Source organism: Shewanella sp. KJ2020, from assembly GCF_024197625.1.
In the GTDB taxonomy this organism is placed as follows: domain Bacteria; phylum Pseudomonadota; class Gammaproteobacteria; order Enterobacterales; family Shewanellaceae; genus Shewanella.
In genome coordinates, this window is record NZ_JAKUKD010000003.1 from 22,679 (window position 1) to 47,498 (window position 24,820).

Sequence of the window (24,820 nt, forward strand, 5' to 3'; positions counted from 1 at the left end):
AATTAGCTTATGGGGACTCTAGATTAAGAGGACCCCATGCACAAACATTTTGCTTATACGGCGACTTCTTTGCCATCTAATTTACGAATCACGACGGTTGCAGCGCGGGGGCGTAAGCTTGTGCCCGCTGGTGTTACTTGCGCCGCATTGGACGAATAAGGCCAGTTACCTGGATGCTGAATGTTAGCAAACACAGAAGTGTAATCTGGGCTAATGGCAAAACCTGTCACTTCACAGTCATTAGGGCCGACGAAGAAACGCTTTAATTCCATTTGGTTTTCGGCCGTGACGCCTAGCTGTTTTTCTTGGCCATCCACCAGTGTCGAAGGGACAATCGCTAGCATTTGATCGTTGGTCTCTTCTGCGACTTCCTTGGCACCGTTATCGGTTTGAACCCATAAAATACCGCGCTTATCGAAGGCTAAACCATCTGGACTGGCAAATTGATTAAGATCGGTTAAGCCCGATAGGTTAGTCTCGGCATTGCCATCGCTGGGTGAACCAAAGACAAAAATATCCCATGTAAATTCAGTGTCTTTATCGCCTTCATCCCAACGAATAATATGGCCAAAGTAATTTTTAAGTCTTGGGTTTGCAGGATTTGCTTCACTACGTTTTGAGTTGTTGGTCAACGTCAAGTAGACAGAGCCAGTGAAAGGATCAACCGCACACCACTCAGGGCGATCCATAGGTGTCGCACCCACTAAATCCGCAGCACCCGCAGTGTTTAGAATAATGTCGGCTAAGGTTGCGAAGCTATTGCTTAAGGTTTTGCCGTCTGTGGTTTGGCTATCTAAGGTTAAAGGTAACCAGACACCGCCGCCATTTTCATTGAATTTAGCGACGTATAGTGTCCCTTCATTCATGTACTTATCACCCATTTGTAAACGGTTGCTGCTGGTGGCATCTTTTGCATCCCAAACCGCATTTGAAACAAATTTATATAAGTATTCGAACTGAGAATCATGGCCAGAGTAAAACACTACGGGTTTACCTTCGACCAATTTACCAAAGGTACAACCTTCGTGGCGGAAGCGACCGAGTGCGGTACGTTTGATAGCACGCGAGCTTGGGTTATAGGGATCGATTTCAACGATATAGCCGTGACCATTGGCTTCGTTGCGGTAATCGTCTTGGGCACTGGCGCCCTTTGGTGTCACATCAAAACGGGCAAACTCATCGAGACGCTCTTCATCGTGGCCAGCAAGATCGTCCCAGCCATAACGTGTGCTGGTTTTGCTGATCCCGATGCGTTCTTGTTCGGCAGTTAAGGTGCCACGATTAGCAAAGTAACCCGGCCAGTTTTCTTCGCAGGTGAGATAAGTGCCCCAAGGGGTGTAGCCATTGCCACAGTTATTGAGTGTGCCACGGGCTTGACTGCCATCGGGTGAATAGCGGGTTTCAAGTAGCGGAGAATAAGCCAGCGGGCCAGCCATATCCATCACAGTCGCACCGGTAAAGCGGCGGTTATGGGCATCATTTGCAACCACTTCCCACTGAGAATTAACCAGTTTGATGCGTACCACAGTCACGCCGTGGGCATTAATTTCTTTTCGCACTTCATCGACAATAGTGCGTAGACCAGAAGTTGGATCAAATGTTTGACCCATAGGATGCAGGGCAATTTCATCGATATATTCATGGTTAATGCACAATAAGCCGTCATTGCCTGCGTCATCTAGGGGGAAGAAATGCATGCCATCGTGGTGCATACCAACAGAGTTTGCTTGGTCATCGGCGGTATTAGTGCCATCACTTTTCCAAGGGGCAGCTTTTGAATTTAAGGGCGTTCCCCAAGGGGCAAGAACCTGTGCTGTATAGCCTTCAGGCACAACCACTGCATCTAAGCGAGAGCCTGCAACTGAAGTGAAATTCAGTTTTGCACTGCTTTTAGTGGGTGGGACTGGCACAACAGGATCGACAGGTTTGGAAGTCGAAGAATTATCAGAACCACAGCCCACTAAACCTATACCTGCAAAGGCGGTCATGGCGCTAATACCGAGTCCGCCTTTTACAAAGTTACGACGGGATAAATGTTTATCCAACACTTGGTTAAAGGGTTCATTATTGCTTTTATTATAAAGTGTAGGATCAAAGGTGGCCTTGCTCATATTGCACTCCAGTTGAAGGATAGAATTAAATATCGAGCCATAGCCTGTCATAGGAATATGACAGTAAAGGTGAATTTACATGACAATAAAACGACAAAAGTGGGCTACATTTCTTTTATGTTAACGATGCAAACGGCGAAAAATAATCTTAAATTTCACTAAGATTAAGGTTCAACGTGACTTATTTTCTTGGTCACGTAAACTCTTTAGCATGCCGCTTAATAGGCGGCTTGCTGTGCCATTTGCAATGCCATTATTTTAGGGAGAGATCATGTCGGTTGAGAGGAAAATTGCCGTATTATGCCGAGTGGAACCCGGTTGTCTTGGACCTGACGGCCGTGACCATATAGAGGCTTTTTGTGCCTTGGCGCAAAGAGCAATGCAGCATTTTGATGTGGATGTGGGCACTTGGATCCTAACGCCAAGGTACGATAAAACCTTAGAGGAAATGCAGTACAGCGTGGCAAATAAATTACTCTCACACGCACAGGCGACCCAGTATTTTGCCTTAATCGGCCGGGATATAGACGCATTTGAAGAGCGTTTTCAAGATAAGTTAACCTCGCTCATTAATCTGTACCTTGCAAGAAAGTAGAACATTTATCTTAGGTGAGCCGTGAGTTGCCTTATTATAAACTCAATAGATTGATTTTATTGAATTATGCTTAACTCTTGGCAAGAGGTCCATGGTCTGAGTATCGACTGAAACAGGATCAATATCAGCGGTTTAGGGATTCGCCAGCAGTCATAGGGGCAATTAAGCCCGTAAAGTCGAGCATAATTTGGTAGACTAGCCCACAGATTTCAATGTTAGCTCGTTGCAGGCTTTATCGGGGCGTAGGCCCCTAAGTGATTGAGCCCCAATAGAGCAAAGGGTAGTCCATGGTTCATTCCCCCCAAACACTTCAGGCTCACAGTGCTGATGGCCCTCACTATGCGCCATTATTGCAGCAGCAATTTGGTTTTACGGCATTCCGTGGTGGGCAACTAGAAACCATTTCTCAGTTGTTGGCGGGTCACTCGAGCTTGGCAATCTTCCCGACAGGTTCAGGTAAGTCCCTTTGTTATCAATTTACTGCACTACAATTGCCCCAGCTCACATTAGTTATCTCTCCGTTACTGGCATTGATGAAAGATCAACTCGAGTTTTTACGGGCCAAGGGTATAGCCGCGGCCAGTATTGATTCCACCTTAAATGCCGAGCAGAGCAAACAGGTGATGATGGACGCGCGCGCTGGCCGCTTAAAAATTTTAATGGTGTCCGTTGAGCGCTTTAAAAATGAACGCTTTCGACAGTTTATCCAGTCGGTTGCCATTTCAATGTTGGTTGTCGATGAGGCGCACTGTATTTCAGAGTGGGGGCATAATTTTCGGCCAGATTACCTAAAGTTGCCCGACTATCGCCGAGAATTAAATATTCCCTTAGTCTTGCTGTTAACCGCAACGGCCACTCGAAAAGTCAAATTAGATATGGCGACACGGTTTGATATTGCGCCCGAGCACATAGTGCAAACGGGGTTTTACCGCGCAAATCTCGATTTGAACGTGCTGCCAGTCACCAGCCAAGATAAGGTCACACGGCTTCACCAGGAGATTAGCCGTTTTTCCGGTGCCGGGATTGTGTATGTCACCTTGCAATCTACCGCCGAAGAGGTGGCAAAGGCCCTGTGCAGTAAAGGGATCGTTGCTAGTGCATACCATGCCGGGTTTGAGGATATTAAGCGTCAACAGATCCAAAACGATTTTATGCAGGATCGCATTCAGGTCGTCGTCGCGACAATTGCCTTCGGCATGGGGATTGATAAAAGCAATATTCGCTTTGTGATCCACTATGACTTACCTAAATCGATTGAGAATTACAGCCAAGAAATTGGCCGAGCGGGTCGTGATGGTTTACCTTCCCACTGTGTGACTTTGGCCAATCTTGATGGGATGAACACGGTGGAAAACTTTGTTTATGGTGATACACCTGAACGTGGATCCATTGAATATCTAATTGAAAATATTAAACAAGAACAGAATGATGCTCGCTGGGAACTGCAATTAAATACCTTGTCCAATGCGAGTAATATTCGCCACTTACCGCTTAAAACCCTGTTAGTTCAGCTCGAAATCTATGGCGTGATAAAACCACTTTATGCCTACTATGCCGATGTTAGCTATCGCTTTATTGTCGAGCCGTCAGAGATTTTGCCAAGGTTTAATCCCGAGCGGCAGGCATTCTTGTCACAGATTTTTACCTATACACAAATGAAGCGGATCTGGGGCATATTAGATTTTAATGCGCTTTATCAGGCCACAGGTAGCGAGCGCGGTCGCGTTTTAGCGGCGCTAGAATATCTCGCGGATCAGCAATTGATTGAGCTTGAAACTAAGCGTATTACGGATGTGTATCAGGTTAATGAGCTAGCCTTAGGGGATCCCTCGTTAGTGGATAAGCTTTATGGGTATTTCGTTGAAAAGGAACACAAAGAAATTCAACGAATTGCTCAATTAGTACGCTTTTTCGAGTTAGAGACGTGTCTAAGCTACAATTTATCACGCTATTTTGACGATAATGCAGCACCTAAGCACTGTGGCCATTGTAGTGTGTGTCGTGGGCAGGTGGCGAAGTTGGCTTTTTCGACTGAGCCCGTTTGGCCCAAGGAAAGCCAGATACTCGCGGATCTTCAAAAGTTACAGCATCAAGTACAAGCGAAAGGCGGGGCACCTGTGTCCCTTGATACCCAATGCCGTTTCCTTGCGGGAATGGTCGTTCCCCTGTTTAGTCGATTACAGCTCCGTAAACTCGAGGGCTTTGGTCGTTGTGAAAAATTAAGATATGCGGAGATAAAACAGAAAGTGTCGTCGCTGGTGACGCGCTAAGATAGCAAAGGATCGAACATGAATAAGGCTGTAAAAAAGATGCTCGCCAAGCATGAGCGATTAGTTCATTCGGAAGGCGTAACTGTACTTTCCCACACCCAGAGAGAGAAGGGCGAGTGGATACAACATACCATTATGGTGGATGATTATGATGTGCCCTTTAAGTTTCGACGGGTAAAAAAATACAAGGATTTACAGGGGCAAAAGGTGAGTCTAGTGTATTATCCTGACACTGAAACGGTGGCGGGTTTCGATATCGAAATTATGCAAGTGGTTAGAATTAAAAGATTTTAATTGATGCCCTTCGGATCGTTGCTGTTTAATATCAGTGGCGATCCGAAGGGTATTTGATCTAAGCCGTCAGCAGCTTATTTAGCATACTTGTATGTTGAATCGACTTTCCAGGTTCTAAAACGCAATTCTGTGCCTTCTGGCAGGTAAAAAACTTTAGGTAAACGGCTGTCGTAGCGCATTTTCAACTCACCCGGGATCCGCACAAAGGCTTCCTTCTTCGCCATTTCAAAGCATGCCATCATAGTGCTTGGCCCTTGGGAAACTGTATCGACTTGGTAATAGTTATATCCCCAACCCGTTACGGTCAACTCTTTTAATTCACCACTTAGTCCATGCTTGTTGCAGTCAACTAACTGAGTCTGACCAATTTGAATTTCAACGAGATAATCGTCCTCGTTCTCTAGGGTGGGTAAAGTTAAAATATGTTGAACCATTCCTTGCTTAGGTGCAGGGAACATTTTAGTGACTTCCTGTGGGGCATAGTTCGCTGAGTTGAAGCTGGAAACACTGATCATCGGCGCATTTAATCCCGTAGGGTGTGGTGGGCTCACGGCGGTAGCATTAAAAGACAATAGGGCAAAGGTTAAAGGCAGGGCCGCAGCGGCCAATAAATGAGTCAGTTTCATATGTTCTCCTTGTCGATCCAATGATTCGTCAATGGGTTAGCCAATCCAGCCCATTATCGCGTTTCTGTTCCTATAAACGGATATAACTTTAAAAAGGGTTAATCTTTTTTGTGCCGATCGTAAAAATAATCAAGAAAAAACAATATACTGATTTTATTAAAAAAGTAAAAAAGCTAATCCTAGGATTAGCTTTTTGGGTTTAAACAAAGGATGTGTTTGATTAGAACGAGTAACGCACACCCAGTGCAAAGGTTCGAGTGTAAATACTGTTGGTACGGTTAAAGAGTACTGAGTCTTCGTAGTATTCCTGATACACATCATCCAGTAGATTGGTCGCATCGAAGCTCAATACTAAGTCATCCGTGATGTTATAGCTTAACTGGAAGTCCAGTGACTGCTCGGGTTTACGATAAATACCGCGTGGCATTGCAAAGTTAGGCGCATCATAGGAGTTTAAGAACTCGCTACGCCACGTATAAGACATACGCGCGCTGAAAACCTCTTTATCGTAAATTAACACTGCGCTGTAGGACTCATCGGACACCCCAAACATATCACGGGTTGTCACACCAATTTGCTCTCCCGTGTCTGAATCATATTCAGGAATATCCTGCGATGAATCCAGCAGGGTCGCACTTAACTGTGTGCCTAAGCCATCTAACATGCTTGGCAAACCATCAGGGAAGTAGACTGTACCTAACTCAATCCCAGTCAATTTACCGTTAGAAGTGTTACCAGGACGACTTAGGATATAGGTTTCATCAACTCCATCGCCATCATAGTCGTAGAGAGTGGTCGATAGAGAGTTATATACCAGACCTTCGATATCGCGGCGGAAGTAGGTGCCGTAAATCGAATTGCCATTCCCAAAATAGTACTCTAGGGTGAAGTCATAGTTTTTAGAGGTCACAGGCTCTAAATCAGGGTTACCGCCACTGGCTGAACCATAATTTGTATTAGTTAAGTCAGGTACGTAATAGGTAAAAGAGTTCAAATCAGCAAAGGCGGGTTGACGAATGGTCTCGGTATAGGCAAAACGCGCAACAAAATCATCGGTTAGCCAGTATCGCATCACCAAACTCGGTAACAGTTTGGACGTATCTGTGGTATCGCTGCTAACGGCAGTATAGACATTGTCATTTGCATCTTTAGCATCATTGTCAAAGAAGTCCATATCCGCTTTAGTGCCTTCGTAACGAACACCCATCTGGCCATCTAAACGCTTACCAAAGACTTCAGTGTCAAAGTCGGCCATCAGGTAACCAGCCCAAGCTTGTTCAGAGATATCAAAGGTCTTCATGAGTTGTAGCTGTCTGGCGTCAAAGCCCCAGAGTTCCTCATACTGACTTCGGTTTTTGTGTAGGTTATAGCCATTGATTACCGTCCATGCATCAGGCACATTCGCGCGGCCTTCAAAGAAGCCCGATGTCACCGTATACATGGAAGGGTCTAAATCCGCATAGGCAATCTTTTTTGCGCTACTGACAGCACGGCTGAAGTTAGTCGCACTGCGTTTTTCATAGCGCGCACCAAATTGTAATTTAGTGAAAATAGCGTAATCCACATACAGACTGCCATCCATAGTCCAAGACAAGGAATCCCCTTCGTCTTTACTACCATTATCAAAGAAATCAGCAGTTTGCCATAGTTCTGGATTAGTCATATCAGACTCATCCAGAGCGGTATCTGGATTATCTAAATAAGTCCAACTTGGGATACCATCGTCAGCATTGGCATCAATTGCTACACCATAAGCCGTTGTATCGCCGCGCATTGCAGCAAATTCATTTTCATAGGTGCTTTGTTGGTAAACAAATTCAGACTTTAATTGGAACTCATCGGTAAGATCCCATTTACCCCCTAAGGCAAACACATAACTGTCAGTACTGGCTTTAGTGTAATCGCCACTGGTAAAGTTGTAGGCATTATAGGCAGTACGTGATTTAACGACGTTTGTCCCATCGTATACTTCGATACCATCCTCGATGACTTGCTGCCAGTTTGCCGCAGAATCGACAAAGCTAAACAACATAGAGTTAAAGTTTTCATTGCGATAGCCATTATAGAAGGCTTCAAAGGTATATTCTGAAGTGTCAGTGGGAGCCCACTGCAGCGAAATATTAAAAGCAGGACGTTCACGCTCGCCCTCGAGAACATTACCAAACATCGCGTCGCGAGCGAGTAGATATTCTTTACCATCGATGGTGGCACCAGCGCTGGTATCGATACCATGGGCAGAACCGACGTTCCAACCAGTGAGAATCCTTGAACCATCTTCCACAAAATAGGGGTAAGATGCGCCGGGTGACACACTTTCATCTTTATAGTTAGTACGAATATAGGAGACGTTAACTAAGGCGCCGACTTCACCAATGCCAGTATCCCAGCGATCACTCGCTAGGGCACTGAAGTTAGGGTCGATAGTATCGGGCTGATCGGAATAAATGCCTTTTGCAGCAACAGAAACTTTACTGTCTTCAAAATCAAAGGGTCTATGGGTGCGAATATCAATTTGACCTGCAATGCCACTACCCACTTGCGCCGATGAACGGGTTTTAAAGACTTCAACGCTACCTAACAGGGCGGCGGGAATATCGGCAATCGCGACAGAGCGGCCCGTTGAGGTGAAGATCTGGCGGCCGTTGACTGTGGTTGTCACATCCGTTAAACCACGGATACTGACAGTGTTAGTTTCACCGCTGGCGCGGTCCGTCACCTGAACACCAGTGACGCGTTGCAGGGCTTCAACCAGGTTATTATCCGGAAACTTACCAATATCTTCGGCAACGATGGCATCAACCACTTGGATATTTTGGCGTTTAAGTTCTACTGCTTTATTTAAACTGCCGCGGATCCCTTGAACTTGAATGATCTCCATCTCTTCATTGTTATTTTGCGGTTTTGGCGCGGTTTGTTGAGCTGGCTCTTCGACCTGAGGCTCTTGTGTGGCTTCAACATCTGCCGCATAAGTCGCTTGACTGGCAAGAGCAAGCAAAATAGCACTTGCCAAATAAGTCTGTTTAAACATCTAGTTAATCTCCGGTAGTTTATTATTTGACCCGGTAGCCTAAGACACCATCTGACGTCCCGGTCTTTTTTTATTCCACTTCAGAGTCACGGACATCCCCACTGTGTCCCTGAAAATTTAGAATTTTGTAGCGTACTTTGCACTTCGGTATGCCGATAACACTTCAGCAGGCGAAGTTAATAACTTATCAAAAGTGTTAAAATCATATTGTATGACTATTGTTATGTCAACTCACTGTTTGCCGTTATGGAAAGGCTGCGTCACATTTCTTTAAAATGCGTTTCAAGTAAAACAAATCAGCATTATTTACATTTAAAACAGTATCTTGTGCAGATTTATTTTGTGTCGCTAATGAAGTGACAACTCTGTTTGAAGTTTTTAATCCCCCCATTTTTGCTGACCTTAAGGTAAAAACTCATAAATCTCCGTCACAAGATATTTACTTCTTTGCCTAGCATGTTAATGTAACTTTAGTGTTACAGTAGTATTGTATTACTTTTAAATTAATGCAGTAATACATTGATACACGATTACCCTAACTATCAAACACAACAATAAAAGGAACGACGCTCATGGTGCTTAAACGCTCATTCGTGTCAGCAAGCTTGATCATGGCACTCGCCGCCTGTGGTGGGGACGACAGCAGCTACAGTGCTAACGACACAAATACCTTTACACCTCCCGCCCCAGTGATATCCGCGGACCCGACAGTCGCAGGTGAGGTGAGCTATAAAAATGCAGTGGTTCATGATCCTTCCATCATTAAAGATACCGATGGCACTTATTATGTTTTCGGCTCTCACCTTGCCGTAGCCAGTTCAACGGATTTAATGAACTGGACTCAACTTGCTTCGGATGGTGTTGCCACAAGCACGCTGTTTAACACCTATGCCACTGAAATTGCTGAAGGAACGACATGGACGGGCGGGTTTGTCGGCTCGTGGGCGCCGGATGTGATAAAACTTGCCGACGGTAAGTACCATTTCTATTACGACTTCTGTGTTAGCCCAGATAAGGTTGATTGCGTATCGCGCTCTTATTTGGGGATCGCAACTTCGGACAATATTTTAGGCCCCTATGTTAACCAAGGGTTGATCTTAAAATCAGGACATGTTGGGGCTGAAAACCCCGGCGCTAATGGCCAAAACTATGATGGTTTTGTCGATCCGAACGCCATCGATCCTGCGGTGTTTTACGATAAAGATGGCGGTCTATGGATGACCTATGGTTCCTATTCTGGCGGGATCTGGGTGATGCAGTTAGATCCGGCGACGGGCAAACCGCTCGCTGATCAAGGCTATGGCACTAAGATCATGGGGGGCAATTACAGTGCGATTGAAGGCTCCTACGTCATCTATAGCCCAGAATCTGAATACTATTATATGTTTACCTCCTTTGGTGGCTTTGCTCAAAAAGACGGTTACAACATCCGTATCTCACGTTCTAAAAATCCCAACGGCCCCTATGTCGATGCCGCTGGTCTCGATATGATTGGCGCGACAGCCGCGGGCAATATTGCCGACTATGGCGTCAAGCTGATGGGCGGTTTCCAATTTGTGGCTCATCCTGGCGATGTTGGGAATGACCACGGTTATCTGTCACCCGGCCATAACTCAGCTTTTTATGATGCACAAACGGGTAAATACTTCTTAGTATTCCATACGCGTTTCCCCGATATGGGTGAAGGTCATAGCGTGCGTGTGCATGAAATGTTCCTTAACAGCGATGGTTGGTTAGTCGCCTCACCGCAACGTTATGCCAGCATCAACGGCGCTAATATTGTCGACGAAATCGATGTGACGGGTGATTATCAATTTATTAATCACGCTAAGGATATTAATAACGCGGCCCATAAATCAGTCCATGTGAAGTTATCACGCACTTGGACCAATAAGGGCAGTGTGTCTGGCGATGTCACCGGCACGTACCAGCAGGGCGATGATAATCAAATCACGTTAACATTGGATGATTTGGGGACATTCGAAGGCGTGCTCGCCTGGCAGTGGGACCCTGAGCAAAACAAACTGATGCCCACCTTTAGTGCCATTTCTAATGATGGTGTCAGTATTTGGGGCGTGAAGCTTACCGATAAAACCACCGATGAGATTTTATCGGCAGCGGCAAACGGCATTAGTCTACCGACCGAGGCCACCGAAGGCATGATCGCCTTACCGACCGAAGGGACCCGTGGAGCGACTATTGCGTGGCAATCGAGCGATGAGTCAGTGATCCGCGCCGATGGCACCATTATTCGGCCCAATGTGGGCGAGGGCGATAAGGTCGTGACCTTAACCGCGACTATTATGGTTAATGGCAAGAAGGTAACTAAAACCTTCCAAATTACTGTATTTGCCCGTAAGACTTATAACCGTATTGCACAGTACAGCTTTGAGAATAACCTCAAGGATTCCTTAGGACTCTTTGCCGACGGTCAACCCACTGGCGATCGTATCTTCAAAGCGGCAGATGCCATAGATTACGCCACAGGCTTTGAAGGACAATCATTGTCATTAGATGGTGCCCACGGGGTTTTACTGCCATCCGGTATTATCTCAAGCTATGAGTACACTGTGTCTTTTTGGGCTAGTCCTGCGGTTATTACAGGGTTTACCACCGCATTCTTCGGTGCGGCTAATGAGCAAACCGCCGAAGATGGTAGCAAGTTCTCTAATACTTGGGTAAGCCTGCTGCCACAGGGTTGGGACGGCAATACCATGTTCTGGAGTCACAATATCGATAACAGCGGTAGTTCGGTGATTGAAACTTGGTTTGACGGTGTGACAGGAGAGCGTATTGCAGAAAACACTTGGTCGCACTTGGCTTTCTCAGTTAATAAGGGGCTGGTAAAAGTCTTTATTAACGGGGTAGAGAAGTTCAGTAGCGGTAACCTGAGCAACTATTTTACCGGTGCAGAGGGCGTTTTCGGTCTAGGCGTGAACTACTGGGATCTGCCATACAACGGTCTTATCGATGAGCTTAAAGTGTATGAGGCGGCATTAAGTGCCGAAGAAGTCAAAGCTCTGGATATCGATAAGTTACCCGACAGTGAACTGTTATCCTCGGCAACCGCAATTCTTGCTCTAGGTGACTTATCGGCGGTGCGTGACAATATCGAACTGCCGATAACGGGCCCCTATGCCTCCGCGATTTCGTGGACCTCTTCCGAGCCAACGATTATCGACACCCGTGGCACAGTGACTCAGCCGGGTCGTGAGGACACCGATAAAGTGGTGACCTTAACGGCAACCTTAAAACTCGGTCAAGCGACACAGACGAAAGTCTTTACAGCAACTGTTAAGTCTAAGGCGCCGCCATCACCCGTTGCTGCCTACAGCTTTGAAGACAATCTGAGCGACAGTACGGCTAACTTCGGTGCGGGTACGGTTGTGGGTGATAAGATTGGCATTGCCGGTGGTAATATCAGCTACGCCGATGGCGCCGTAGGTAAAGCGGCGGTCTTTGATGGTGTTTCAGGAATTGTGCTGCCAAATAACCTTATCAAAGACTACACCTACTCGGTATCTATGTGGCTCAATCCAGAGCAACTGAATAAATACACCACGGCATTGTTTGGTTATGCGACGGATTCCAGCTGGACCAGCGTTTTACCGGGCGGTCAAAATGATTATGAGCGCGTTGTATTATGGTCAGGCACGGCTTGGTACGACGGTAAAACCGATTTTGTGATGCCAAAAGCGCAGTGGACGCACCTCGCGTACACAGTAAATGGCGGTGATGTGAAAGTGTACATCAACGGCGAGCTGAAGTTTACTGGGGCTAACTTCCCGAATATCTTCTCTGTGCCAACGACTAAGTTTGCTGTAGGTGTGAACTTGTGGGATGTGCCTTTCAAAGGATCAATCGATGAAATCAAGTTCTACGACGAAGCGATTACTGAACAAGATGTAACTGATTTGTTTGGCGAATCTAATCAATAATCCGCATGAACTGGCGATACTAAAAGCACCCATTCGGGTGCTTTTTTATTGCCTGATGCCCAATTGTCACTCGATACTCAAGCGTTTTGCGCTAAAGGGTGACAGTATCGACGCCAAATGGCTTTTAAAACATGACCTTTGGTACAGTTGCCACAAATTGAGTAGCGATACATTTATCTTTTACTTTGTCCTTGCTTCATCCCATAGGTTGTTTAAGAATAAGGCTTTTGGGATAAATGGGCGGGTTTCTGAGTCAATCATGCAAACGGTGACGGTCGGCGAGTTGTTGATGACCATTCCTGTGGGAAACCGCCTTGGTGAAGGCGTGTTATGGGATGAGTTACACCAATTGATTTGGTGGACCGACATTTTATCCTCCGTCATTTATCGTTTTCATTTACCCACCCATACCCTCGAAACCCTCCCCATGCCGCACCGTGTCGGTTCCTTCGGCCTTACTGCAAATCCAATGATGCTTATCGTCGCTTTCGATATAGGCATTGCACACTATGATATTGAACATCAAAAGATTAAATGGCTGGCTCAGCCAGAATCTCAGATTGAGGGAAATCGTTTCAATGATGGTCGTACCGATAGGCAAGGGCGCTTTTGGGCGGGCACTATGGTGGAAAGGCGCGATCATCAGCAGCAATGTGCAGCCCTGTATTGCATCGACGAAAAGGGTGATTGTCATCTGCGTCTAAGCGATCTCGAAATCTCCAATGGCTTGTGTTGGAGTCCAGATGGGCGAACGCTTTACCATGCTGATTCACCCAAACATCAAATTTATCAATATGATTTTGATATTCGAAGCGGTCTGTTAAGCCATAAACGCCTATTTGCAACCACTAGTAATAATATGTTCCCTGATGGCTCCGATGTCGATTGTGCCGGTTATCTCTGGAACGCGCAGTGGGGCGGTGGCCAACTCGTGCGCTATCGCCCCGATGGTGAAGTTGACCTCATCCTTAAATTACCCGTCACGCATCCAACCAGCATTGCCTTTGGCGGCCCAAAGCTAGACTTGCTGATCGTGACCAGCGCCAAACACGCCATTGACCCTTTAGCATTGAGCCAAGAGCCACAAGCGGGAGATGTGTTTATCTACCAACTTGATGGAATATTGGGATTAAATAGCCCGCGTGTTCGCGGTTAGATTCTAGCTGCCTAAAAGTCATCATAAAAGCATTAACTCCCTCGCTTAGTCGGCTAAACCAAGCCATTTCATTGTTATCCAATTCCCCTAGTGTCGTTACGATTTCAGTTTGAATGTTAAAATTTTATCACTCTACAACTAAAATCATATTGTAATACTATTAAGCTATAGTAATATTGTAGGACTAAATGATATTCACTCTACCTGCGAGAACCGAATAGGGCGCAGAGTTAATGTACGGGGATGCAAATGTCGAATGTTTTAGGTTCTTACGCATTAGGGCTAGATTACGGCTCTGATTCAGTGCGCGCGTTATTGGTTGATACTCAAACTGGCGCAGAAGTGGCGACCAATGTAGTGTACTACCCACGTTGGAAGAAGGGACTTTTTTGCGAGCCCGCAAAGAATCAATTTAGACAGCATCCCCTCGATTACATCGAAAGCTTGATCGAAGTAGTGCAAGGCCTATGGGCCAAAGCCCCCAGTGGCGCTGCGCAAAGAGTCTGTGGCCTAAGCGTTGATACCACAGGTTCAACCCCAATTGCGGTCGATGAAGCTGGTGTTGCCTTAGCCTTAAAACCGGAATTTGCGAATAACCCCAACGCGATGTTTTTGCTTTGGAAAGATCACAGCGCCATCCTCGAAGCCCAGCAAATTACCGTCGCGGCAAACAATGCAAGCGAGAATTACCTGAAATATGAAGGAGGGATTTATTCCTCTGAATGGTTTTGGGCCAAAGCGCTATTTGTACTGCGCCATGACAGCGCGGTAAGACAAGCCGCCTACAGCTGGGTCGAACACTGTGATTGGATCACGGCATTAATGACGGGGACTACGCATCCAAAAGTCTTTAAGGCAGGGCGCTGCGCCGCCGGTCATAAAGTGATGTGGCACGAGTCATGGAATGGCTATCCACCCAATGACTTTTTCGTTGGCATCGACCCCTTACTCGATGGCTTGAGAGATAAATTACCCCTTGAAACCTGCACATCCGATACGGTTTGCGGCCAGCTAACACCAGCGTGGGCGCAGCATTTAGGACTATCGACCGAGGTTATCGTCTCATTTGGCTCATTCGACTGCCATGCGGGCGCCGTTGGGGCCAATGTTAAGCCCGGCGTATTAACCAAGGTGATGGGGACCTCTACCTGCGATATCACGGTTGCCAGTTATGAAGATATAGGTGAGCGTTGTATCAAAGGGATTTGCGGTCAGGTCGATGGTTCCGTATTGCCCGGCATGATTGGCCTTGAAGCGGGTCAGTCCGCCTTTGGCGATCTCTACGCTTGGTTTAGGGATCTCACCGCATGGCCGATTCAACAGCTCGACACTTCAGCGCTGTTTGATGACGACACTCGAGCCAAACTTATTCAGCAACTCGAGGCTGAAACCTTAACCGTGCTGGGCAATGCGGCCGCGAAACTCCCCGTTGGCGAGACTGGTATTGTCGCGCTGGATTGGATTAATGGACGCCGCACGCCCGATGCAGACCAATCCGTTGCCATGGCTATCACAGGCTTAACCATGGGCAGCCAAGCACCGCAAGTCTTCAAAGCCTTAGTGGAAGCCAGCGCCTATGGTGCACGGGCCATCATCGAGCGCTTCAAGCAGGAAGGCGTTTGCATTGACCATGTGGTCACCATAGGTGGGATCTCGAAAAAATCCGACTTTATTATGCAAACCTGCGCCGATGTGTGGAATTGCAACATCGACGTACTCGAGAGCGAGCAAAGCTGTGCCCTCGGCGCCGCCATTTATGCCGCAACCGCAGCCGGGGTTTACCCCGATGTGTTGAGTGCCCAAGCCGCCATGGCCTCAAACGTTGCGAAAACCTATCAACCAAATCCTGAAAACGCACAGAAATATCAAGCGCTTTATCAAGCGTACTTAGCCCTTGGCCACTATGTTGATGGAGCGAAATAAGATGTCTTTTTTAGAGCTAAAACGCGAAGTATACGAAGCCAATATGGAGCTTGAGAAACGCAAACTAGTGACTTACACCTTTGGCAACGTTTCACAAATTGACCGTCAACTGGGCGTGATTGGTATCAAGCCCAGCGGCGTGCCCTATGAGAATTTGAAGGTTGAAGACATTGTGATTGTTGATCTTGAGAATCAAATCGTCGAAGGGCGCATGCGTCCTTCATCGGATACTAAGACGCACACCTATTTGTATCGCCAGTGGCAGAGTATCGGTGGCATCACGCACACCCATTCGACCTATGCCACCGCGTGGGCGCAGGCGCAGATAGCCATTCCCTGTTTAGGGACGACGCAGGCCGATTATGTGTACGGTGAAATTCCATGCACAGCTGTGATGCGCAATGATCAGATAAGCCGCGACTACGAAGAAGAAACCGGCGTGCAGATCCTCGATTGTTTCGCCGACCGAGATCCCAACGAGTCGCCCATGGTGATAGTGGCAGGCCACGCGCCGTTCACTTGGGGCGCGAATGCGGCTAAATCCGTGTATCACGCCGTGTTGCTCGAAGAAATCGCGCGGATGGCGTATCTCACCAAGACATTATCACCAGGTATCAGTCAGTTAAAACAAGAGCTTATTGATAAGCACTATTTGCGTAAGCATGGAAAAGACGCTTATTACGGCCAAAGCAAGTAAATGCCAGTCGGGTCTCATTTCAAACTAGAGAGAGTAATATGAAAGCCTTCAAACAAAAACAAGTGTGGTTTATTACGGGGTCACAGGATTTATACGGCCCGAAAGTATTAGAGCAAGTCGCTAAAAACAGTGAGCAAATTGTTCATGGCTTTAATGAATCGTCCGCCATTTCAATCGACGTGGTGTATAAACCAACCGTAAAATCCCCTCGGGAAATTCACGCCGTATGCCAAGCGGCCAACAGCGATGAAAACTGTGTTGGCGTCATTCTGTGGATGCACACTTTCTCTCCCGCCAAGATGTGGATTGCTGGCCTGAATGAATTAAGCAAGCCATTCATGCATTTACATACCCAGTTCAATGCCGAGCTCCCTTGGAGCGAAATCAATATGAACTATATGAACACCCACCAAAGTGCCCACGGTTGCCGCGAATTTGGTTTTATCGGCACTCGTATGCGTAAAGAGCGCAAAGTGGTTGTGGGTCACTGGCAATCCAGCGATGTACAGGCACAAATCGATGATTGGTGCCGCGCAGCGGCGGGTTGGCACGAGAGCCAAAACCTGCGTATCGCCCGCTTTGGCGACAACATGCGTCAAGTGGCCGTAACCGAAGGCGACAAAGTTGCCGCACAAATTCAATTCGGTTACGAAGTGCACGCCTACAGCTTAGGTGAACTCAATGAGGCGATTGCAGCCATTGCCGAAGGCGATGTAACCGCACAGCTCGACCGTTACGCCAGCGAATACCAAGTGGGTAACGAACTTTTTGGCGATGAATACCAATTAGACCGTCTAAGAAAAGAAGCCAAGATTGAACTCGGCTTAACCCAATTCTTAACCCAAGGCCAATTTGGTGCCTTTACCAACTGCTTTGAAAACCTCACCGGCATGACAGGCTTACCGGGACTCGCTACCCAACGACTGATGGCGAACGGTTTCGGTTACGGCGGTGAAGGTGACTGGAAAACGGCAGCCATGGTGCGCATTATGAAGGTCATGGGCCAAGGCCGTGCGGGCGGTACTTCCTTTATGGAGGATTACACCTATAACTTTGGCGAGACAGATCAAGTTCTCGGCGCTCACATGTTAGAAGTGTGCCCATCCATTGCTGCGGCAAAACCGCGTTTAGAAGTTCACCGCCACACCATTGGTGTTCGTTGTGACGTGCCACGTCTGTTGTTTACCGGCAAAGCGGGCCCTGCAATCAATGTATCGACAATCGATTTAGGTAACCGTTTCCGTATTATTCTCAATGAATTAGATACCGTAACGCCGCCACAGGAACTGCCTAACTTGCCTGTAGCGTCTGCGCTATGGGAGCCACGTCCGAATTTATCGATTGCGGCAGCAGCCTGGATCCACGCCGGTGGTGCTCACCACTCGGCCTATAGTCAAGCCATCACCACAGATCAGATTGTCGACTTTGCCGAAATGGCCGGCGCAGAACTGGTTATCATCGATGCCGACACTAAGATCCGCGAGTTTAAGTATGAACTTCGCCAAAATTCCGTTTATTACGGTTTAGCAAGAGGGTTATAATTCTTGCGCAGGAACAAAGCCGCCTTTGGGCGGCTTTCATTTTTCTGGAACCATTCATTTCATAGGGTTAACACAGATGTATACAGAATTTGACGGTATTATTTTCGATATGGATGGCACCTTAGTCGACAGCGGTCAGTTGCATGAACAGGCATGGCGACAAACCTTAAAGCACTTTGGGATCCCGATTGAGCCGGCCTTGATGCGCTCGTTAGCGGGCGTGCCTACCATTGGCACCTTAGAGATCCTGATTGCCCATTTTGGTGTCACGCCAACGGCCAGTTGCGAAACCATGAATGAATATAAAGAAGCCCTAGTGCGTGACACTATGCATTTATATGTGAAACCGACGGCATTAGCAGAATTTGCCAAGCAGAACCAAGGCAAACGCCCGATGGCAGTCGGTACTGGCGCCTACACAGAGGAAGCCATTCAAATTTTAACCCTGTGTGGCTTGCTGGAGTTGGTGGACCATGTGGTGGGAGCCGACCAAGTCGATTCGCCCAAACCGGCGCCGGATACTTTTTTACGCTGCGCCGAGCTGATGGGCATAGCGCCAGCGCGCTGCATTGTGTTTGAAGATGCGAAAGCGGGCATCCAAGCCGCCGAAGCTGCGGGGATGCATGTGGTCGATGTGCATGCCGAATTACAGATTGAAAATGACTATTTTCTGTCTATCGAATAGCCTTTACTCGCTTGTACAACCACTGGGTAAAACCCAAGAATAGGCTTTACAATGTAAAACTTTGGGGTAAGGTAAGGAGTTAAGTTTGAGGAAACTCCCATAAATTCTTAGCGTTAACAAAAATTTTATTACCTTTAGCATGAAAGGTAGTATCATAACATTTGATTATTAGCGTTAAGCACCTTATCCAGCTGATTGGATTGAGTACAGAGATAGAGATTTAAGAGGGCACTATGGCAAATCAGGCAAATAACCGGCCGCAGAATATCCATAACTGGGTGGCAAGCGAATTAGGTTCGCGCATTGTGGGCGGCTTTTATGCGCCGGGTGAATATATCCCTAATGAAAATGCCATTTGTGAAGAGCTGGAAGTATCACGCACCTCCTTAAGGGAAGCCTTTAAGGTGCTCACGGCAAAGGGACTTATCGAGTCTCGTCCTAAGCTTGGCACCCGCATTCGTGAGCGCCGCCACTGGAATATGTTCGATCCGGTGATCTTAAATTGGTTTTCCCAATCTAAACCATCCCCTGAGTTTTACACGTCACTCTATGAAATTCGTGCCGTGTTTGAACCCGCCGCGGCGGAACTGGCTGCCAAGAAACGCACCCCAGAGCAGCTCGAGGTGATTGCGGCAGCCTACGCCAAGATGGAAGCGGCCGAGTTAGGTACGGATGAAGTCTATACCTCGGATATCGATTTCCATATGGCGATTTTAGATGCGACCAATAACGAGTTTATGGTCTCACTCGGCGTGTCGATTCAATCTGCACTGCTCGAAATCTTTAGACTCAGTAGCACGATTCAGGATGACTTTATCCAATCACTCCCTGGCCACAAGGCTATTTATACTGCGATAGCCGCAGGGGATAGCGAAAACGCGAAGGCTGAGATGAATAAATTGCTCTCGACTTCCCAAGACACAGTGCATAAAAATATCGAGCGTAAATAACGGCTTACTGATTTTCAAGGCTGCTGATTTTTTAGTTATGATTATCAATAAAAAAAGGTGAACTTAGGTTCACCTTTTTTACTTTCGAGTGAGCAAAAAATAGGGTTACTGCGGCTCGCTGATGCCTTCGCTCGTCATATGAATGCGCTTTATGGTGCCATCGGCATTGTAATATAGCGGGTCAATCGCGACTGAACGTCTAAATTCGCCGCCGCCATCCTGCGATACGCCGGTATGGTAGATAAAGTAGGATTTCCCTTTAAATTCAATGATTGCTTGATGGTTTGTCGGCGAGTTGCCCGCCACTTCATTTAAGATCCCTTGATACTTCCAGGGGCCCAGAATGCTATCACTGGTGGCATAGGCAATTTTTTCGGGAAAGCCTGAAGCGTATGAAAGATAATAGGTTTTATCTTTTTTATGTACCCAGAGTGCTTCGGTAAAGTTTGGAATATCAATCGAGTGAATTGGGCCATCGAGTCCAATCATGTTGGGTTTTAACTTGGCAAATCTTGGCTTAGTGTTGCCCCAAAAGAGATAGGCTTGTTTATCATCGTCGATAAAGACTGCAGGGTCGATATCATCCCAGTCAATCTCAGTATCTGTGGTCATGTCATTGGTGATAATGGCACTACCGCGGGCATCCTTGAAGGGGCCAAGTGGGCTATCGGCAACCGCGACACCTATGGCAAAACCATTGATTTTGTTGTGCCTTGCCGTCACATACCAGTAAAACTTACCATCCTTCTCAATCACATGGCTTGCCCATGCATCTCCTTTAGCCCAGCTGAAATCCTTCACCGATAACTTGCTGCCATGGGCCGTCCAGTTGTGCATATCCTTAGAGCTAAAAACCAGCCAGTCATGCATTTCAAAGAAGGTACGATTGTCCTTTGCAACATCATGGCCAGTGTAAAGATACACTGTATCTTGATGCACTATGGCCGCAGGATCTGCGGTAAATACATCCGTAAACAAAGGGTTAGCAGCAACTGCCGCTGTACTGGCCGTGGTACTCAATGCCAAACAAGCACTCACACAAATACTAGAAAATGCCTTTTTCATACTTCCTCTATTGTTTTTTGATATTTTAGTATTATAGTAATACCAATACTTTTGCGTGCTAGCAATATTAAAGTACAAATTGTTAACTCAGGGCATAGCGTGCGTTTGATCTTAAAAAGCTGAGTTTTGTACGAATCGCTCAATAGGTCGGGCAGGGCACGTGCTTTGGAAGACGAAGGTGTCATATGAATAATAAAAAACCGAAAACACTTCGTTCGGCAGGTTGGTTTGGCAGTGATGACAAAAATGGCTTTATGTACCGCAGTTGGATGAAAAACCAAGGCATACCCGAGCATCACTTTCAAAATAAGCCTGTGATTGGGATTTGTAATACCTGGTCTGAATTGACGCCCTGCAATGGTCATCTGCGGGAATTGGCCCAAAGAGTAAAGAATGGTATTCGGGAAGCGGGTGGAATTCCGGTGGAGTTTCCCGTGTTTTCCAATGGTGAGTCCAATTTGCGCCCTAGCGCCATGTTAACGCGTAACCTTGCAGCGATGGACACCGAAGAAGCCATTCGTGGTAATCCTATCGACGGTGTTGTGCTGTTAGTGGGCTGCGATAAAACCACTCCGGCTTTATTAATGGGCGCGGCCAGTTGTGATTTACCAACCATAGTCGTTACCGGTGGGCCCATGCTCAATGGTAAGCATAAGGGCAAGGATGTAGGTTCTGGCACACTCGTGTGGGAACTGCATCAAGAATATAAAGCGGGCAACATCAGTCTCGCCGCATTTATGAATGCCGAAGCGGATATGTCCCGCTCAACGGGCACCTGTAACACTATGGGGACGGCATCGACTATGGCCTGTATGGTTGAAACCTTAGGGGTGAGTTTGCCACACAATGCCGCAATTCCAGCGGTGGATTCCCGCCGCCAAGTGCTGGCCCATATGTCGGGAATGCGAATTGTTGATATGGTCAAAGAGGATTTGACCTTAAGTAAAATCCTGAGTCGTGATGCCTTTATCAATGCCATCAAAGTCAATGCTGCCATTGGTGGTTCAACTAACGCCGTTATCCATTTAAAGGCCATTGCCGGCAGGATAGGGGTTGAACTGTCACTCGATGACTGGCGCCATGGTTACGCAGTACCGACCATAGTGAATCTTAAGCCTTCGGGTCAGTATTTAATGGAAGACTTTTACTATGCAGGTGGGCTACCCGCAGTATTAAAACAATTATTTGAACATGATTTACTGAGTAAAAACACGCTCACCGTCAATGCCGCTAGCCTTTGGGACAATGTGAAAGAGGCGCCCTGTTATAACCAAGAGGTGATCATGTCACTTGAAAATCCCTTGGTTGAAAATGGTGGCATTCGGGTACTGCGCGGCAATCTCGCGCCTCGCGGCGCAGTGATCAAACCCTCTGCCGCCAGCGCGCACCTGATGCAACACCGTGGCAAAGCGGTTGTGTTTGAAAGTTTTGATGATTACAACGCCCGCATCGGTGATCCCGAACTGGAGATAGATGAAACCAGTATTATGGTGCTTAAAAACTGTGGCCCTAAGGGATATCCGGGCATGGCCGAGGTCGGCAATATGGGACTTCCACCTAAGCTTTTGAAAAAAGGAATTAAAGACATGGTGAGGATTTCTGATGCGCGTATGAGTGGCACCGCCTTTGGTACCGTTGTTCTCCATGTTGCGCCAGAAGCGCAGGCACTCGGGCCGCTCGCCGCGGTACAAAATGGTGACATGATAGAGCTCGATACCTATGCAGGGATATTACAGCTGGAGATCAGCGACGAAGAGTTACAGGCGCGCCTAGCAAAACTCGCGGCGGTGAAATCCATTCCAATCAATGGTGGTTATCTCTCGCTCTTTAAAGAGCATGTGCTGCAGGCGGATGAGGGATGTGATTTTGATTTTCTCGTGGGATGTCGAGGTGCAGAGATACCCGCACATTCCCATTAAATATGAACTCGTTTTCTTTTATAATAAAACCAAATAATTATTTTAATAAAAGGTTGAGTTATGAAGTTGACTAATCAATACCCGAGTTTACAAGGGAAGACCATTTTTATCAGTGGTGGAGGTACGGGTATTGGGGCTTGCTTAGTACGGTCTTTTTTAGAGCAGGGCGCTAAGGTGGCATTTGTCGACATTTTAGTTGAGGAGTCGACTCAACTTGTCGCAGGCCTTAACCACACTCTGCCTGACGCTAGCGTGAAGTTTTATCACTGTGATTTAGTCGATGTGACGGCACTGAAAAGCGTGATTGCTCAGGTGGAAGACGATTTAGGCCCTATCTCGGTATTGATTAACAATGCCGCGTGCGATGAAAGGCATAGCATAGATGAAGTCACGCCAGAATATTGGGACCAATGCTTAAATACCAATTTGCGGCACTACTTTTTTGCCGTACAAGCGGTAAGGCCGCAAATGCAGCGGCTCGGCGGGGGGGCTGTTATCAACTTTGGATCTATGAGTTGGCACAATCGTCAAGCGGGAATGGCGGGATATACGGCCTCAAAAGCAGGCGTCATGGGCTTAACTCGAGGCTTAGCCGCCGATTTAGGGAAAGATAAAATCCGGATTAATACTTTAACGCCGGGTTGGGTCATGACAAAACGACAACTCACTCACTGGGTTGATAAAGATACGGCAAAACATATCGAAAATAACCAATGTATTAAAGAATATGTAATGCCCGAAGATATTGCTGCTATGGCATTATTTTTAGCAGCAGATGATAGCAAACTCTGCACCGCACAAAATTTTATTGTCGATGGTGGTTGGATTTAAATATCACAATAAAATTTCAGTTCATTGAATAATGAGGTGAGTGCTGAGTTTATTTTTAATAAAAGGTAAAGCACTCACCATGCAACTCTCAGTATCTAAAAAAAGCTTAGTTCACGCCGCATTTACGGATGAATTACAATTAGTTACCCTCACTAATAGCCATGGGCTAGAAGTTGTTCTCTCCAATTATGGCGCTAGCATTTGGTCGGTAAAACTTTATGGCAAAGATGAGCAACCCATTTCATTAAGCCTAGGTTATCAAGATATAAAAGATTGGGCGACCAATCCCTATTATTTTGGGATCACCGCTGGCCGTGTCGCCAATCGTATTGGCCAAGCACAATTTCCCTTAGCAGATAAAACCATTCAATTGCTGGCCAATGAGGGCAATAACCAACTTCACGGTGGGCCAAAGGGGTTAAGCCACTGCACTTGGCAGGTTGAAACCTTAGCGGGCAATGATAGCGTGGCCGCTATTTTCAGTATCACCAGTCCCGATGGGGATCAAGGATTTCCGGGTAATCTCAGTATCCAACTAGAGTACCGCTTGATGGAAAACAATGAGTTAATCTTGAGTTATCAGGCCGTCTGCGATCAAACCACGCCAGTCTGTTTAACCAATCATGCTTACTGGAACCTCGCCTCAGACAAACAGCAAGGTATTTTGGAGCATGAGTTAACCATCCATGCCAGCCATATTCTTGCCCTAGATAATGAACAGATCCCAACCGGCGAATTAATCTTAGTCGACGATAGCGCCTACGATTTTAAACAACCAAAGGCAATTGCCACGGATATTAAGCAATTAGCTAATGGTTATGACCATTATTTTGTGATGGATAGAAATCCTGACAATAAAAATAGCCTGCAGACCATCGCTATTTTAAAAGATCCACTCTCGGGGCGAGAAATGGAAATTAGCACTACCGAACCTGGTGTGCAATTTTACAGTGGCAACTTTCTCGATGGCAGTCATATAGATGACGAAGGTTATTCCATTAATCAATTTCATGGGCTCTGTTTAGAAACCCACGGTTATCCGAATGCGGTCAATATTGACCATTTTCCGAGTGTGATGCTTGAAGCAAATACTCAATATCAACAAATTACGGTACATAAGTTTAAGAATATTTAATTCAATAAAGGCGAAATAATATTTATTTATACGAGTTAGCCTGCTGATTTTAGCAG

General features: G+C 46.7%; 18 protein-coding genes. 13 read left to right on the top strand and 5 right to left on the bottom strand.

Annotated elements, in window-relative coordinates; translation table 11 throughout:
- Positions 1-53: 53 nt before the first annotated feature.
- The gene (locus MJO46_RS01940; protein WP_253987874.1) at positions 54-2,111 is read right to left on the bottom strand and encodes a PhoX family phosphatase; all 2,058 of its coding nucleotides are present in this window, start codon (positions 2,109-2,111) and stop codon (positions 54-56) included.
- 271 nt (positions 2,112-2,382) lie between these two features.
- Here MJO46_RS01940 and MJO46_RS01945 point away from each other — a divergent pair, with 271 nt between their 5' ends.
- The 3 genes from MJO46_RS01945 to MJO46_RS01955 all read left to right on the top strand — a co-directional run bounded on the left by MJO46_RS01945 (position 2,383) and on the right by MJO46_RS01955 (position 5,270).
- Positions 2,383-2,706 (top strand): hypothetical protein, encoded by a 324-nt coding sequence (locus tag MJO46_RS01945; protein WP_253987875.1) that lies wholly within the window; start codon positions 2,383-2,385, stop codon positions 2,704-2,706.
- Between the two features lie 287 nt (positions 2,707-2,993).
- Positions 2,994-4,976 carry an ATP-dependent DNA helicase RecQ gene (locus tag MJO46_RS01950; RefSeq protein WP_253987876.1) on the top strand — a complete coding sequence of 661 codons (1,983 nt, stop codon included), beginning with the start codon at positions 2,994-2,996 and terminating at the stop codon, positions 4,974-4,976.
- An 18-nt stretch (positions 4,977-4,994) separates the two neighbouring features.
- Positions 4,995-5,270 (top strand): hypothetical protein, encoded by a 276-nt coding sequence (locus MJO46_RS01955; protein WP_253987877.1) that lies wholly within the window; start codon positions 4,995-4,997, stop codon positions 5,268-5,270.
- A 74-nt stretch (positions 5,271-5,344) separates the two neighbouring features.
- Here the strand turns inward: MJO46_RS01955 and eco are convergent, their stop codons facing one another.
- From eco to MJO46_RS01970, 3 genes are all read right to left on the bottom strand, one after another.
- Complete coding sequence (gene eco, locus MJO46_RS01960) at positions 5,345-5,896, bottom strand: serine protease inhibitor ecotin (RefSeq protein ID WP_253987878.1); 552 nt, start codon at positions 5,894-5,896, stop codon at positions 5,345-5,347.
- A gap of 220 nt (positions 5,897-6,116) precedes the next feature.
- Positions 6,117-8,924 carry a TonB-dependent receptor gene (locus MJO46_RS01965; protein WP_253987879.1) on the bottom strand — a complete coding sequence of 936 codons (2,808 nt, stop codon included), beginning with the start codon at positions 8,922-8,924 and terminating at the stop codon, positions 6,117-6,119.
- Between the two features lie 244 nt (positions 8,925-9,168).
- The gene (locus tag MJO46_RS01970; RefSeq protein WP_253987880.1) at positions 9,169-9,315 is read right to left on the bottom strand and encodes a hypothetical protein; all 147 of its coding nucleotides are present in this window, start codon (positions 9,313-9,315) and stop codon (positions 9,169-9,171) included.
- 181 nt (positions 9,316-9,496) lie between these two features.
- On the opposite strand from MJO46_RS01970, the gene MJO46_RS01975 reads away from it, so the two are divergent.
- From MJO46_RS01975 to MJO46_RS02005, 7 genes are all read left to right on the top strand, one after another.
- On the top strand, positions 9,497-12,862 hold the full coding sequence (locus MJO46_RS01975) for a LamG-like jellyroll fold domain-containing protein (protein ID WP_253987881.1): 3,366 nt from the start codon (positions 9,497-9,499) through the stop codon (positions 12,860-12,862).
- A gap of 259 nt (positions 12,863-13,121) precedes the next feature.
- On the top strand, positions 13,122-14,018 hold the full coding sequence (locus MJO46_RS01980; protein WP_253987882.1) for an SMP-30/gluconolactonase/LRE family protein: 897 nt from the start codon (positions 13,122-13,124) through the stop codon (positions 14,016-14,018).
- A gap of 249 nt (positions 14,019-14,267) precedes the next feature.
- Positions 14,268-15,941 (top strand): ribulokinase, encoded by a 1,674-nt coding sequence (locus tag MJO46_RS01985; RefSeq protein ID WP_253987883.1) that lies wholly within the window; start codon positions 14,268-14,270, stop codon positions 15,939-15,941.
- Position 15,942: 1 nt separating this feature from the next.
- A complete protein-coding gene (locus tag MJO46_RS01990) occupies positions 15,943-16,638 on the top strand; it encodes an L-ribulose-5-phosphate 4-epimerase (RefSeq protein ID WP_253987884.1) in 696 nt (231 codons plus the stop codon).
- Between the two features lie 38 nt (positions 16,639-16,676).
- Entirely contained in the window at positions 16,677-18,179 is a 1,503-nt protein-coding gene (araA, locus tag MJO46_RS01995; RefSeq protein ID WP_253987885.1) for an L-arabinose isomerase, read from the top strand.
- Between the two features lie 76 nt (positions 18,180-18,255).
- Entirely contained in the window at positions 18,256-18,864 is a 609-nt protein-coding gene (locus tag MJO46_RS02000) for an HAD family phosphatase (protein ID WP_253987886.1), read from the top strand.
- A 233-nt stretch (positions 18,865-19,097) separates the two neighbouring features.
- Entirely contained in the window at positions 19,098-19,814 is a 717-nt protein-coding gene (locus tag MJO46_RS02005; protein WP_253987887.1) for a FadR/GntR family transcriptional regulator, read from the top strand.
- Positions 19,815-19,919: 105 nt separating this feature from the next.
- Here the strand turns inward: MJO46_RS02005 and MJO46_RS02010 are convergent, their stop codons facing one another.
- On the bottom strand, positions 19,920-20,879 hold the full coding sequence (locus tag MJO46_RS02010; protein WP_253987888.1) for a glycoside hydrolase family 43 protein: 960 nt from the start codon (positions 20,877-20,879) through the stop codon (positions 19,920-19,922).
- A gap of 185 nt (positions 20,880-21,064) precedes the next feature.
- Here MJO46_RS02010 and MJO46_RS02015 point away from each other — a divergent pair, with 185 nt between their 5' ends.
- The 3 genes from MJO46_RS02015 (at position 21,065) to MJO46_RS02025 (ending at position 24,764) form a co-directional block, all read left to right on the top strand.
- Complete coding sequence (locus MJO46_RS02015) at positions 21,065-22,798, top strand: IlvD/Edd family dehydratase (RefSeq protein WP_253987889.1); 1,734 nt, start codon at positions 21,065-21,067, stop codon at positions 22,796-22,798.
- Positions 22,799-22,858: 60 nt separating this feature from the next.
- On the top strand, positions 22,859-23,629 hold the full coding sequence (locus tag MJO46_RS02020) for an SDR family NAD(P)-dependent oxidoreductase (protein WP_253987890.1): 771 nt from the start codon (positions 22,859-22,861) through the stop codon (positions 23,627-23,629).
- A 79-nt stretch (positions 23,630-23,708) separates the two neighbouring features.
- Positions 23,709-24,764, top strand: coding sequence for an aldose epimerase family protein (locus MJO46_RS02025; RefSeq protein WP_253987891.1), 1,056 nt, complete (start codon positions 23,709-23,711; stop codon positions 24,762-24,764).
- The last annotated feature ends 56 nt before the right edge of the window (positions 24,765-24,820 follow it).